Raw genomic sequence first — 12,941 nt, forward strand, 5'->3', positions numbered from 1 at the left:
ACGGGCTTCAAGTCTTTTCCGGTTCGAGCACGACGCGGACAAATACCTTGCGGCCGGACGCATCGACGAACCAGGCATTGCGGAAATCATCGTGCGTCAACGCGCGTAGGCGATTCAAGAAATGCCCAAACGTCCCTTGCTCGTTGAGGTCCAGCTGGCGGAGTTGTTCGAAATCCTTTTTCAGGTTGAGATTGCCCTCGATGGCCGGCGATCTAGTCGTGTAGCTGCCGTCGCGGATCGCGGCGAAATGTTCGAGCACCAACTCGCGCTCGATATCCATCAGCCTGGCATAAACACTTCCCGAGGAATCCCAAGATTCGATCGCACATTCCTGCTGAGCGATGATCGGGCCGTGGTCCAATTGGTCGTCGATCTCATGGATCGTCACCCCGACTTTTTGCCCGTCGATGATCGAGAAGACCTGTGGAAACCAGCCGCGGTTGTACGGATTGAAACCCGGATGAACATTCACACATCTGACGCCATCGATTAAAGCGGCCGGAAACTTCTGTTTGCAGTGGAGGGAAAAGACGAGATCATACCGCGAAACGATTTCCGCGACGTGCTCCTTGACGTCAAATCGCGGGACGTCGGGCAGCTGGCCGATCGGGGACTGATAGACGTCGATATCGCCATACCTGGCCTGCAGTTCGATCGCCAGGGCATGGGCATGGAAGTTGTCGGTCAGGATCAGTACTTTGATGTGTCTGCCCCGCCAGCCCGCGCACTGCCCGGCGCCATGAACGGCCTGCTACGGCGAGCATCAGCCGTTCGTCTGCTGGCAATCCGGCGCACGCGCTCACCCTACTTCAGGACCGACCGCACACTGGACGGTCACGCGAAGGCACACGGGCATAACAATCAGTGCGGTTCGACGATTCGGGCCAGTTCTGCCCGTACCGACGCTTTCAGTTCGTCGTCCGGCAGCTCGTCAAGGCCGGTCGCTGAGCGCAGGATGGGCGCAAACAACCGCCAACCGAATTGCAGCGCAAGGGCATTGGCGACCGCTAGCCGAGCGCTGGAGTCACTGTCGTGGCGTGGGCGCACCTCGTCGAGCATCTCCGCGACGTTGGGAAAGCGCTTTTGCAGCTGACCAGCCGGATAGCCGTCGAGCAGTGACCTGGCCATAACCCGCATGTGGCGGTCCAGGGATCGTTCGATGACTTCAGGCGAGGCCCCGCTGTGCAGTAGACCGGCCAACTTCTCGCCCAGATAGTCGAGCAGGGCGCCAACTAGCTGGTCTTTGGTGCCGAAGTGCCGAAACACCAGTCCGTGATTGACCTTCGATCGCGCGGCGATGTCGCGGATCGACGTCGCCGCGGGACCCCGTTCGGCGATCAGGTCGGCGGCGGCCTCCAATATCGCCGCCGCGACCTCTTCGCGGCCCGTAGGCATCTCCCGGTACACCGTTGACGCGCGTGTAGTCACATGACTACGCTAGCCGATGTAGTCAGTTGACTACACCACCTTTCTCCAAAGGACGACAGCAATGCCGCATTTGATAGCCGTTAAGAAGCTGGGTAGCCGTATCGGGGCCGAAATCAGGGGGGTGCGCCTCGGAGGGGATCTTGACCCGGACGCGGTCGACGAGATTCGTGTGGCGTTACTGGCCCACAAGGTGATCTTCTTCCGCGGCCAACACCACCTCGACAACGACAAGCAGCTTGCGTTCGCCGGGTTACTGGGTACCCCGATCAGCCACCCCGCCGCGATCGCGGCCGTGCCGGACACGCCGATCATTACGCCGATCGATTCCGAACACGGCAAGGCGACGCGCTGGCACGCCGACGTCACGTTCGCCACCAATTACCCCGCGGCATCGGTACTGCGCGCGGTCGCCCTGCCCAGTTATGGCGGGTCGACGCTGTGGGCCAACACCGCGGCAGCCTATGCGGACCTGCCTGAACCGCTCATGTGCCTCACCAAGAACTTGTGGGCGGTTCATACCAGCCGTTTCGACTACGTGCCCACCGAATCATTGACCGACGCGCAACAGACGTATCGACACGCGATTGAGGATCTCGCCTTCCAGACCGAGCACCCCGTGGTGCGGGTGCACCCCGAGACCGGTGAGTGCGCGCTGCTGGCGGGTGCTTTCGTGCAAGGCTTCGTCGGCCTTGACAGCCACGAGTCAAGCGTGCTGCTCGAGTTGCTACAACGGCGAATCACGACGCCCGAGAACACCGTTCGCTGGAACTGGGAGCCGGGCGATGTCGCCATCTGGGACAACCGCGCGACCCAGCACCGGGCCATCGACGACTATGACGACCAGTACCGGCTCATGCACCGGGTCACCCTGATGGGCGACGTGCCGGTCAACGTGCACGGACAGCGCAGCCGCATGATCAGCGGCGCACCACTGGCGATCGCAAGCTGACTAACCCGCGTTGCTGACCGGATCGACCGGCAGCCACCGCAGCGCACCCGGAGCGTCGGCAGGCACCACCGGGTGCTCGGGTTCGATCGGGTCCATCCGCCGGTACGCGTCGCCCTGCAACGGCCGCTGGTCGTTTTCGCCCTTGTTCGGCCACAACGAGGCGGCCCGCTCGGCCTGAGCGGCAATAGACAACGAGGGGTTGACGCCCAGGTTCGCCGAGATCGCGGCGCCGTCCACCACGAACATCGTCGGATAGCCGTAGACGCGGTGATAGGGGTCGATCACCCCGTGCTCGGGACTGTCGCCGATCACCGCGCCGCCGAGGAAGTGCGCGGTCAGCGGGATGTTGAACAGCTCACCCCAGGTGCCGCCGGCCACGCCGTCGATCTTTTCGGCGATCCGGCGGGTCACCTCGTTGCCGATCGGGATCCACGTCGGGTTCGGCTCGCCGTGCCCCTGCTTGCTGGAGTACCAGCGGATGCCCAGCTTGCCGCGCTTGGTGAACGTGGTGATCGAGTTGTCCAGGTGCTGCATGACCAGGGCGATCATGGTGCGCTCGCTCCACTGGCTGGGGTTGAGCAGCCGCAGCAGGTGGCGCGGATTCTCGCGGGCCTGGTTCACCAACTGCTTCCACCGCGGCACGTAGGTCTCATTGGGCCCCTCGGGCCCTGGGCCGTCGGTCATCAAGGTCTGCAACAACCCCATCGCGTTGGAGCCCTTGCCGTACCGGACCGGTTCGATGTGGGTGTCCGACGTCGGGTGAATCGACGACGTGATGGCCACCCCGTGGGTCAGGTCCAGCTCCGGCGAGACCGTCAGTCGGGCCGCGCCGACGATCGACTCGGAGTTGGTCCGCGTCAACACGCCCAATCGCTTGGACAGTCTGGGCAGCTTGCCGGCATCTCGCATCCTGAAAAGCAGGTGCTGGGTTCCCCAGGTGCCCGCGGCCAGAATCAGATTGCTGGCGGTAAACGTACGCCGGTCCCGGCGCACCCAGCTGCCGGTACGCACCGTGCGGACCTCCCACAACCCGTCGGCCCGCTGCGCGAACCCCTTCACCGTCGTCATCGGAATCACTTGTGCGCCAGCTGATTCCGCGAGGCCAAGGTAGTTTTTCAGCAGGGTGTTCTTGGCGCCGTGGCGGCAGCCCGTCATACAGCAGCCGCATTCCAGGCAGCCGGTGCGCGCCGGCCCGGCGCCGCCGAAGAACGGGTCGGGCACGGTCTTACCCGGCGTCTTGGTGCCGTCGGGCCCGAAGAACACCCCGACCGGAGTCGGCACGAACGTGTCGCCAAACCCCATCTCGTCGGCGACTTCTTTGACGATCCGGTCGGCGTCGGTGAAGGTCGGGTTGTACACCACGCCCAGCATTCGTTTCGCCTGCTCGTAGTGCGGCATCAGCTCCGAACGCCAGTCGGTGATGTGCTGCCATTGTTGGTCGGCAAAGAACGGATCCGGCGGGATGTACAAGGTGTTGGCGTAGTTCAGCGAGCCGCCGCCAACTCCGGCGCCGGCGAGGATCATCACGTTGCGCAGTGGGTGGATCCGTTGGATGCCGTAGCAGCCCAGCTTCGGGGCCCACAGGAACTTGCGCAGATCCCAGGACGTCTTGGCAAAATCCTCGTCGGCGTACCGGCGGCCGGCCTCCAACACGCCTACCCGGTAGCCCTTTTCGGTCAACCGCAGTGCGCTGACGCTGCCCCCGAAACCCGAACCGATAATCAGGACGTCGTAATCCGGTTTCACCCGACCAGTATCGTTGCCGGCCCAGCAGACGCAAAATCGCACAAATCGCGTCGCGGCAATGCGATTTTGTGTCTGCTCGCGAGGGAAAATTAGCCACCTACGGTCAGGCCGACCTTCTGGAACTCCTTGAGATCGCAGTAACCCGCCTTGGCCATCGATCGGCGCAGACCACCGACCAGATTTAGGGCGCCGAACGGGTCGTCGGAGGGCCCGTTGAGGACACGCTCCAGCGGCGGCCGCTCGCCAACGGCGATCTGCAGCAGCGCCCCGCGCGGCAGCGACGGGTGCGCCGCCGCGGCTGGCCAGAACCACCCGTCGCCGAGCGCCTCGGCGGCCTCGGCCAGCGGCGTGCCCAGCACCACCGCGTCGGCGCCGCAAGCAATGGCCTTGGCCAGCTCGCCGGAGGTATGGATATCGCCGTCGGCCAGCACATGCACGTAACGGCCGCCCGTCTCGTCGAGGTATTCGCGTCGCGCCGCGGCGGCGTCGGCGATCGCGGTAGCCATCGGCACGCTGATGCCCAGCACTTCGTCGGTGGTGGTCACCCCCCGGGTAGAGCCATAGCCGACGATTACCCCGGCGGCGCCGGTGCGCATCAGGTGCAGCGCCGTCCGATGGTCGAGCGCCCCGCCCGCCACCACCGGAACGTCGAGCTCGGCGATGAAGGTTTTCAGGTTGAGCGGTTCGCCATCGCTGGCCACGCGCTCGGCCGAGACGATGGTGCCCTGGATGACGAGCAGGTCGATGCCGGCCTGCAGCAGCACCGGCGTCAGCGCCTGGGTGTTTTGCGGGCTGACCCGCACCGCGGTGGTCACGCCGGCCTCGCGGATGCGTGCCACCGCGGCACCCAGCAGGTCGGGATTCAGCGGCGCGGCGTGCAGCTCCTGCAGCAGCCGGATGGCCGCCGACGGCTCGGGCTCCTTCTCGGCTGCCTCGACCAGTTGGGCTATCTTGGCCTGCACGTCGGCATGCCGGCCGATCAGGCCTTCGCCGTTGAGCACCGCCAGCCCGCCGAGCCGGCCGAGCTCGATGGCGAACTCCGGGGACACCAGCGCGTCGGTCGGGTGTGCCAGCACCGGGATCTCGAACCGGTAAGCGTCAAGCTGCCACGCGGTGGACACGTCCTTCGAGGAGCGGGTGCGCCGCGACGGCACGATATTGATTTCGCTGAGTTCGTAGGTGCGACGGGCGCTGCGGCCCATGCCGATCTCGACCATGGTCATCGTCAGCGCGCGTAGTAGTTGGGCGCTTCGACGGTCATCGCTACGTCGTGCGGGTGACTCTCTTTGAGGCCCGCCGGCGTGATCCGGACAAACTGCGCCTGCTGCAGCACTTCAATGGTGGGCGAGCCCGTGTAACCCATCGCCGCACGCAGGCCACCCGTCAGTTGGTGGATCACCGACGAAAGCGGACCCCGGAACGGCACCCGGCCCTCGATGCCCTCGGGGACCAACTTGTCTTCGGAGAGCGCGTCGTCGGCGAAGTAGCGGTCCTTGGAGTACGACTTTCCCGCGCCTCCAGAACCACCCCGGCCCTGCATCGCGCCCAGCGATCCCATGCCGCGATAGCTCTTGTACTGCTTGCCGTTGACGAAGATCAGGTCGCCGGGCGCCTCGGCGGTGCCGGCCAGCAGCGAGCCCAGCATGGTGGTCGACGCACCGGCGGCCAGCGCCTTGGCGATGTCACCGGAGTACTGCAGTCCCCCGTCGGCAATCACCGGCACGCCCGCGGGCCCACACACCGCTACAGCTTCCAAGATCGCGGTGATCTGCGGCGCGCCGACGCCGGCCACCACCCGGGTAGTGCAGATCGACCCCGGCCCCACGCCGACCTTCACGGCGTCGGCCCCTGCATCGACCAGGGCGGCGGCCGCGGACCTGGTAGCGACGTTGCCGCCGACCACCTCGACCCGGTCGCCGACTTCGAGCTTGAGCTTGTTGACCATGTCGAGCACCAGTCGGTTGTGTGCGTGCGCGGTGTCGACGACCAGCACGTCAACCCCGGCATCGACCAGCATCATCGCGCGGACCCAGGCGTCACCGCCGACGCCGACGGCCGCACCCACCAACAGCCGACCGTCGCTGTCCTTGGTGGCCAATGGGTGTTGTTCGGTCTTGACGAAGTCTTTGACGGTGATCAGCCCGGTCAGCCGGCCCCGGCCGTCGACGACGGGCAGCTTCTCGATCTTGTTGCGGCGCAACAGGCCCAGCGCCGCCGACGCGCTGACCCCCTCCTGGGCGGTGATCAGCGGGGCTTTGGTCATCACCTCGGAGACCTGCTTGGACTGGTCGACCTCGAATCGCATGTCGCGGTTGGTGATGATGCCCACCAGCGCGCCGTCGTCGTCGACGACGGGCAGACCGGAGATCCGGAACCGGGCGCACAGCGCATCGACCTGCGCCAGGGTGTTGTCCGGACGGCACGTGACCGGATCGGTGACCATGCCGGCCTCGGATCGCTTCACCATCTCGACCTGGCCGGCTTGTTCGGCAACGGGCAGGTTGCGGTGCAGCACCCCCATACCGCCGGCGCGGGCCATCGCGATGGCCATCCGCGATTCGGTGACGGTGTCCATCGCCGAGCTGACCAACGGCACCTTGAGCCGGATCTTCTTGGTGAGCTGGCTAGAGGTGTCCGCACTCGCCGGCACCACGTCGGAAGCGGCGGGCAACAACAGCACGTCGTCGAACGTCAGCCCGAGCATCGCGATCTTGTGCGGATCGTCGCCGCCGGTCGGCACCGGGTCACCCGTGAGGCCGGAAATAGGGGAGTCATGCACGTACGGGCTGCCGACCAAGTCGGAGCTGTCTTCCAGGCGGGACATGCCACGGGACATCGGTGAAGCCCTCCATACGCATGCGTCAGTGAGAAACCCCATCCTATCGGCTCACCCATCGCGGGCATGAAACTCGGCACGGGGCGGGATCTCAATTTCTGGCATTATCCATGCCCGCTTGCGTAGTGTAGAGGCGTGCGCGACCACCTCCCGCCGGGTTTGCCGCCCGATCCGTTCGCCGACGACCCCTGTGACCCGTCGGCGGCGTTGGAGGCCGTCGAACCGGGCCAACCCCTAGATCAGCAAGAGCGGATGGCCGTCGAAGCCGATCTAGCCGATCTTGCCGTCTACGAGTCCCTTTTGGCGCACAAGGGAATTCGCGGGCTCGTGGTGTGCTGCGACGAGTGCCAGCAAGACCACTATCACGATTGGGACATGTTGCGTGCCAACCTGCTGCAACTGCTGATCGACGGCACCGTCCGCCCGCATGAGCCGGCCTACGACCCCGAGCCGGACTCCTACGTCACGTGGGATTACTGCCGGGGTTACGCCGACGCGTCGCTGAACGAAGCGACATCAGACGCGGACGGATTCCGCCGCCACCTCTGACGCGATTTACGCGGTAGGACTGGTCGTTGTCGGCGACGTCGCCTCCGCCGACACTCCCGTTGACGGAGTAGATGAGGGACCAGGTGCCCGCCCCGGCTTCGGTTCTGGCGATCCGGTGGTTGGCGCCGGAGAGGTCGCGCTCGGACTGACCGTGGGCGATGTCGATTCCGGCGCAACCGATGCGGTAGGCGAGTCGGATACCGACGGAGACGGCGCCGTCGGCGACTCGGTTTCGGGAGCCATCGGGGTCACCGAGTTCGCCGGGGAATTGGCCGGAGCTACCAGCCCCGATTGCGGTGGCGAGCTGGGGGGCAGAGTCGCGTTGGGATCGCGCTTCTCCACCTTCGTGTTCAGCTGATTCACCTCTGCCAGCAGGTTCTGCCGGCGATTGCCGTCGTTCACGGCCTGCAGGGTGCTGCTGACCTCGGCTAACTGCGTCTGAGCCTGGACCCACTGGCCTTGGGCGATCATCTGCTCGACCTTCGCCAGATCGGCCTTGGCGGACAACAGAATCTGGTCATCATTGACCCGGGGTTCGTTGAAGATCATCGCGTGCAGGCCATACAACGCGTCTCCCGGGCGGGCGTCGGCCACCAGGGCCCCAAATCCGCTCAGCGCCAAGAGTGTCGCAGCCACCGACCCGACGGCGGCCAGTGCGCGACGAGCACGTCGGCGCTCGTCGATGCCGGCGATCAGCGCCTCGACCGCCTCGTCCTGGGATACCAGCGCGCTGGCTGGCGGCCACCGCAAGTCATCGCGCCACTCCCCTAGCAGCGCGGCCAGCGCGTGATCATGCAGGTCGTGTGCATTGTCGAGATCAAAGTCGTCACGCTTCGCGAGCGCGTCGAGGAGCAGATCAGTGCGGGTCACATCGTCCAAACCCGGCTGATCGCCGAAGGCATAACCAAATTCACGCATAGTCACCTGCCGCAACGAGTTCGTCTTTGAGTCGCTGAAGTGCGCGGTGTTGCGCCACCCGGACCGCCCCCGTGGTGCTGCCGACGGCGGCCGCGGTCTCCTCGGCGGACAGGCCGACGACGACGCGCAGGATGAGGATCTCGCGCTGCTTGGCCGGCAAGATCTCGAGCAGTTCGTTCATCCTGGTGACCGAGTCGGCCTCGATGGCCATCTGTTCCGGGCCAGCGTCGGCCGAACGGCGCTCGGGAACCGACTCGGCGGGATAGGCAAGGTCACGGCCGGCGGCGCGATGGGCGTCGGCGACCTTGTGTGCTGCAATGCCGTACAGGAAGGCCAGGAATGGGCGTCCTCGGTCCCGGTAGCGCGGCAACGCCGTTATGGTGGCCAAGCACACCTCCTGTGCCACGTCATCTGCTGACAGGCCACTCCGCTCGACCGTGCCGACTCGGGCTCGGCAATATCGCACGACAATTGGGCGGATGGTCTCCAGCACCTCCCGAAGCGCGTTCCGGTCCCCAGCCACGGCTTCCGCAACCACAGCGTCGAGACGTTCCCCTTCAATTGTCATCGACGGCGGTCTCTCCAACGTTACGGTCCGGACACATCCCGGGCTAAGACACAGCTAGACAATAACGGCGGCTGTGCGTTTCAAGCGGTACGCCAGGTTCCACCGGCGCGCCGCACCTGGCCTGCGCAAATATCCCGAATTTCGGTGTGTTCGCGCACCTGTTTTGCCTCAACCGTGATGCTTCCGGTATCGATCAGCAAGCAAGCCACCGCCCAACGCAGCGGTATCAGCCCGAATTGGCCGGTGGCGTCCAGCGCTTCGTGGCCCACGGCGCGGGCCCGCGCGATGACCCCGGCGCTGCACAGCGCGGCGGCCAGCACGACGTGACTCTTCACCTGATGTCGCACCGACGCGACGGTCATGGCGCCGGTCAGCTCGACCGCCTTCTCGGCGTGGCGCACGGCGGTTGCCCCGTCGCCGGCGGCCATCGCCAGCTCCGCGGCCACCCAGCGCCTGCGCACCGCCAACCGCTCGGACACCGGCAGGGGCTCCGCGCTAGTCAGCAATGTGCTTGCTGCCGCGAGGCGGCCGACGCCAAGCGCGTCGGCCGCCAGCCCGATCAGGGCATCGGCGCGTGCCTCGGGATCGGCCCCGGCCAACGCCAGTGCACGACCGTCCCAGCCCCGCGCCAGCGTGTGCCAACCGAGCTGGCGCAGGAACGATCCTTGCGTGCTGTGCGCTAGCGAGGCCAACGGGCCGGCCGCAACGCGACGTCGCAACAACGCCAGATCGCTGTACGCGCAGCCATAACGACCCTGCCCGCCAGCGGCCACGGCCCGCAGCCACAGCTGGTGTGACGTGGCGGCGGCGGGCAGCGGCCAGGTGCCTGGTTGGTTGCCGAAGGCGGCATCCGCTAAACGTGTCTCGAGGGCCACAGTGTTTCGAGTTTCACCCACAGTGATAGCTGCGTTCTAGCCTGATTCCGCTGTTGCAATTGCCGCGTGCGTCGTAGCGACAGGAGCGCCCTTTTACCACGGAATTGCCGGGGTTGCTGATGTTTCGACAATTCCGAGGAAAGGGCACTCCTTAAGCGCGATTATGGCACGGTGCGGCGAATACCGATGCCAGGGCGCCCCGCCGCGGGCTGATCCCCAGGATCAAGGTGACCACCACGCATGCGCGATCGCGACCTGGCCTTTCGCCACGCCGTAGTCACCTGGTTTGCGCACTGCGGATTACGCCCACCGGATCGCGGTGTTGAGCACCGGAAATTTACTGACAGGGATTTAGTGAAAACGACCACCAGTTGGTCGCGAATAACCATAAAGTTCTCTACCGTCACGGTTCTTGAGTGACCGGTCGATCGCCGAACGCTTCGATGGAAAGGGCGTGGTGCGTGGTGGTAGCAACGCGAGCACTAATGGCGGCGGCCGTTGGTGCGCGCCGCGGTCCTGCTTGGCATTCCGCGCCGATCGAGGGGGCGGCTACCGATGAATAGTCGGCATCGTGTGACGCGCCCGCTTTGGGTGAAATTCGTGCGGTGGATCGGCGTGAACGGGGGTTTGTGTAGGTAATCCTCGAGGCCGTCATTGTGGCGGCAGTCGGGCCGGGAAGCCGGCAGGAAGGTGGCTGTGATGAGTTTCTTGGTGTCGGCGCCGGAGGTCGTTTCGGCGCAGATGTATGCCGGTGCGGGCTCGGCGCCGATGTTGGCGGCCGCGGCGGCTTGGGAGGGTTTGGCCGACGAGCTGGGGTCGGCGGCGAGCTCATTTTCATCGATGGTCAACGGCTTGGTGACTTCCGCGTGGCAAGGTCCGGCGTCGGCGGCGATGGTGGCCGTGGCCGCCCCGTACGCACAATGGCTCGAAGCGGCGGCGACCCAGGCGGGAGGCGCGGCGGTTGGGGCCAAAGCGGTGGCAGCCGTCTTTGACGCGGCGCGGGCCGCAGTGGTGCATCCGTTAGCAATCGCCTCCAACCGGACTCGGCTGGTGTCGCTGGTGATCTCAAATCTGTTCGGGTTTAACGCTCCGGCGATCGCGGTCAACGAAGCCGAATACGAGGAAATGTGGGCCCAAGATGTGGCAGCGATGCTGGGCTATCACGGCGGGGCGTCGGCGGTGGCCGAGCAGCTAATGCCCTGGGGCCAGGCGCTGCGCGCCCTGCCCGGCCAGGTTGCTGCCGCGGTCGGGGCCAGCCCGGCGGGAGCCCTACCGGCGCCGGCCGCGGCTATGCCCAACCCGGCGGCCACGGCGATTGAGTACGGCCTGATCGCGGCCATGCTGCCGGTGGGCGTCATAGCTACCGTTGGGCCTATGGCCACCGAGATGGGCGCGACGTTTACCGCCGTGCCCGCCGTCCTTGCGCCTGTGGCTCAGGCGATTGCGAGCGCGGCGGCCGCCGTTGCGCCTGTGGTCAACGCTATTGCGGAAACCCCAATCGTGGCCGCCGCGACCGCGGCCATCGCACCCGTGGCCAACCAGGTTGTAGCCGCGGTGAGCGGAGCGGCCGATAGCGCGGCCGCAACCGTTCAGCAGGTGGCCACGGCTGCGACCGCCCAGGTGGGCGCCACCCTAGATGCGGTTCAGACTGCCGCGCTGGCCCAACAGGTTGCGGCGGTAGCGGGCAATCCGGGGGTGTTGAACGGCGCGGGCTCAGCGGCTTTGAACAATCCCGCGCTGCTGAGCAGCGTCGTGCCGGTGTTGGCGAGCAATCCCGCCCTGGCGACCAGCTTGTTTGGGTTGTTGGCCAGCAATCCGCAGTTGGTGACCAGCCTGGTGGCGCAGGTGCAGAACAATCCGGCGCTGGCGGCCCAGTTGATCGCGGTGTTCGCTCAGCTGCAGGCCAGCAACCCGGCGTTGGCGGCCCAGTTGGTGGATATGGCAACGCAATTGGCGGACCAGCTTGGGATCGTCCCGGCGGCCTAACGCCGGGTAGTCTCCCTTCCTGGGAACTTCAATCTGCCAGATCCTGCGGGATCGGCCGCACGTGTGACGAGTTTCAATCACGGTGATAGCTGCGCCTAAGGTAGTAAAAACTTTGTGGTTTCTGCGTTACCGGAATATTACTCACAGCCATCTGTGTGCAAATTACAAGTTCTTCACAGTACCGACCTGAGCTGGGAAAACTCGATAAGGAACCGCTCCCGCTAGCATGTTTTGCGTTCGTCAAATGCGCGACAGATGAACGCAGAGTTAATTCTCAAACAACGGTCCTGTAGTTTGCTCGATCTGACGCCTATTGACGGAAATTCGGCGTCGGCCCTAGCGTCTACCGTTGACGGGTAGTCATCGGTGACCCCACTCCATTTCAGTAGCACCACTCGCGCGTTCGCGAGCTTGACCTCCACTTGGGTGTGCCGCGTAGAGAGGGAATCAGCAATGCCACAGCCGGAGCAGCTGCCTGGCCCCAACGCCGATATCTGGAACTGGCAATTGCAGGGCCTGTGCCGCGGCGTCGACTCATCGATGTTCTTCCATCCCGACGGTGAACGCGGCCGCGCCCGCATGCAACGCGAACAGCGCGCCAAGGAGATGTGCCGCCGCTGCCCGGTGATCGACGCGTGCCGTTCCCACGCGCTGGACGTCGCCGAGCCGTACGGCGTGTGGGGTGGCCTGTCCGAATCCGAGCGCGACTTGCTACTGAAGGGCAGCATCGGCCGCACCCGGGGTATCCCTCGCTCGGCTTAGGTGGCGCACCATCAGTCACATAGGCCCCTCTCCTGGCAGCCACGCAAATTGCCCACCTTCGCGGACAACTTGGCGACACCCAGCCCTACAAACTCATGTTGTCGCGCGTAGGCGGGCATTTTTCGGTCAGTCAACGAACATCCATGCCGGCGGCGACGCCAATGAGGCCGATGTGACAGGACGGCTTCACGCAGGCTCATCGGCGTCGACGACCCAATACCGAACCATTACGCGGCTTTGGCGTCGAAGTGCGGCCGCGTGTCGCCTCGCCTTAACTGGCCCAGTCCGACGGATGCGCGTTCCGCTCGTTTGACATTGGCCAAT

General features: G+C 65.5%; 12 protein-coding genes. 4 read left to right on the top strand and 8 right to left on the bottom strand.

Features of this window, described 5'->3' with window-relative positions; genetic code table 11:
- Positions 1 to 7: 7 nt before the first annotated feature.
- A complete protein-coding gene (locus tag MSIMFI_RS00870; protein WP_191497956.1) occupies positions 8 to 703 on the bottom strand; it encodes a dTDP-4-amino-4,6-dideoxyglucose formyltransferase in 696 nt (231 codons plus the stop codon).
- Between the two features lie 158 nt (positions 704 to 861).
- Entirely contained in the window at positions 862 to 1,428 is a 567-nt protein-coding gene (locus MSIMFI_RS00875) for a TetR/AcrR family transcriptional regulator (protein ID WP_191495791.1), read from the bottom strand.
- 61 nt (positions 1,429 to 1,489) lie between these two features.
- On the opposite strand from MSIMFI_RS00875, the gene MSIMFI_RS00880 reads away from it, so the two are divergent.
- Positions 1,490 to 2,377, top strand: a complete 888-nt coding sequence (locus MSIMFI_RS00880; RefSeq protein ID WP_191495792.1) for a TauD/TfdA dioxygenase family protein — start codon at positions 1,490 to 1,492, stop codon at positions 2,375 to 2,377.
- On the opposite strand, the gene MSIMFI_RS00885 is transcribed toward MSIMFI_RS00880, so the two are convergent.
- The 3 genes from MSIMFI_RS00885 to guaB all read right to left on the bottom strand — a co-directional run bounded on the left by MSIMFI_RS00885 (position 2,378) and on the right by guaB (position 6,959).
- Complete coding sequence (locus MSIMFI_RS00885; protein WP_191495793.1) at positions 2,378 to 4,123, bottom strand: GMC oxidoreductase; 1,746 nt, start codon at positions 4,121 to 4,123, stop codon at positions 2,378 to 2,380.
- A gap of 89 nt (positions 4,124 to 4,212) precedes the next feature.
- A complete protein-coding gene (locus MSIMFI_RS00890; protein ID WP_191497957.1) occupies positions 4,213 to 5,340 on the bottom strand; it encodes a GuaB3 family IMP dehydrogenase-related protein in 1,128 nt (375 codons plus the stop codon).
- Positions 5,341 to 5,348: 8 nt separating this feature from the next.
- Positions 5,349 to 6,959, bottom strand: coding sequence for an IMP dehydrogenase (gene guaB, locus MSIMFI_RS00895; RefSeq protein ID WP_191495794.1), 1,611 nt, complete (start codon positions 6,957 to 6,959; stop codon positions 5,349 to 5,351).
- A gap of 135 nt (positions 6,960 to 7,094) precedes the next feature.
- Between guaB and MSIMFI_RS00900 the strand changes: the two genes are divergently transcribed.
- Positions 7,095 to 7,508: a DUF5319 domain-containing protein gene (locus MSIMFI_RS00900; protein ID WP_186241810.1), complete on the top strand. Its 414-nt coding sequence runs from the start codon at positions 7,095 to 7,097 to the stop codon at positions 7,506 to 7,508.
- A gap of 6 nt (positions 7,509 to 7,514) precedes the next feature.
- On the opposite strand, the gene MSIMFI_RS00905 is transcribed toward MSIMFI_RS00900, so the two are convergent.
- From MSIMFI_RS00905 to MSIMFI_RS00915, 3 genes are all read right to left on the bottom strand, one after another.
- The gene (locus MSIMFI_RS00905; protein WP_191495795.1) at positions 7,515 to 8,426 is read right to left on the bottom strand and encodes an anti-sigma-D factor RsdA; all 912 of its coding nucleotides are present in this window, start codon (positions 8,424 to 8,426) and stop codon (positions 7,515 to 7,517) included.
- Positions 8,419 to 8,994: an ECF RNA polymerase sigma factor SigD gene (gene sigD / locus MSIMFI_RS00910; RefSeq protein WP_191495796.1), complete on the bottom strand. Its 576-nt coding sequence runs from the start codon at positions 8,992 to 8,994 to the stop codon at positions 8,419 to 8,421. Before sigD ends, MSIMFI_RS00905 begins: the two co-directional genes overlap by 8 nt.
- Before the next feature lie 80 nt (positions 8,995 to 9,074).
- Complete coding sequence (locus tag MSIMFI_RS00915) at positions 9,075 to 9,890, bottom strand: hypothetical protein (protein WP_191495797.1); 816 nt, start codon at positions 9,888 to 9,890, stop codon at positions 9,075 to 9,077.
- Between the two features lie 678 nt (positions 9,891 to 10,568).
- Between MSIMFI_RS00915 and MSIMFI_RS00920 the strand changes: the two genes are divergently transcribed.
- Together MSIMFI_RS00920 and MSIMFI_RS00925 are read left to right on the top strand one after the other, a co-directional pair.
- Positions 10,569 to 11,855 carry a PPE family protein gene (locus MSIMFI_RS00920; protein WP_191495798.1) on the top strand — a complete coding sequence of 429 codons (1,287 nt, stop codon included), beginning with the start codon at positions 10,569 to 10,571 and terminating at the stop codon, positions 11,853 to 11,855.
- 453 nt (positions 11,856 to 12,308) lie between these two features.
- Positions 12,309 to 12,617: a WhiB family transcriptional regulator gene (locus MSIMFI_RS00925; RefSeq protein WP_186241805.1), complete on the top strand. Its 309-nt coding sequence runs from the start codon at positions 12,309 to 12,311 to the stop codon at positions 12,615 to 12,617.
- Positions 12,618 to 12,941 lie beyond the last annotated feature (324 nt).

Source organism: Mycobacterium simulans (assembly GCF_900232995.1).
GTDB lineage: Bacteria > Actinomycetota > Actinomycetes > Mycobacteriales > Mycobacteriaceae > Mycobacterium > Mycobacterium simulans.

What these genes read in the sequence shown, in the direction of transcription:
- MSIMFI_RS00880 (WP_191495792.1), top strand. Translation starts at nt 1,490, where the DNA reads ATGCCGCATTTGATAGCCGTTAAGAAGCTGGGTAGCCGTATCGGGGCC.
- sigD (WP_191495796.1), bottom strand. Translation starts at nt 8,994, where the DNA reads ATGACAATTGAAGGGGAACGTCTCGACGCTGTGGTTGCGGAAGCCGTG.
- MSIMFI_RS00925 (WP_186241805.1), top strand. Translation starts at nt 12,309, where the DNA reads ATGCCACAGCCGGAGCAGCTGCCTGGCCCCAACGCCGATATCTGGAAC.
- guaB (WP_191495794.1), bottom strand. Translation starts at nt 6,959, where the DNA reads ATGTCCCGTGGCATGTCCCGCCTGGAAGACAGCTCCGACTTGGTCGGC.
- MSIMFI_RS00920 (WP_191495798.1), top strand. Translation starts at nt 10,569, where the DNA reads ATGAGTTTCTTGGTGTCGGCGCCGGAGGTCGTTTCGGCGCAGATGTAT.
- MSIMFI_RS00905 (WP_191495795.1), bottom strand. Translation starts at nt 8,426, where the DNA reads ATGCGTGAATTTGGTTATGCCTTCGGCGATCAGCCGGGTTTGGACGAT.
- MSIMFI_RS00890 (WP_191497957.1), bottom strand. Translation starts at nt 5,340, where the DNA reads ATGGTCGAGATCGGCATGGGCCGCAGCGCCCGTCGCACCTACGAACTC.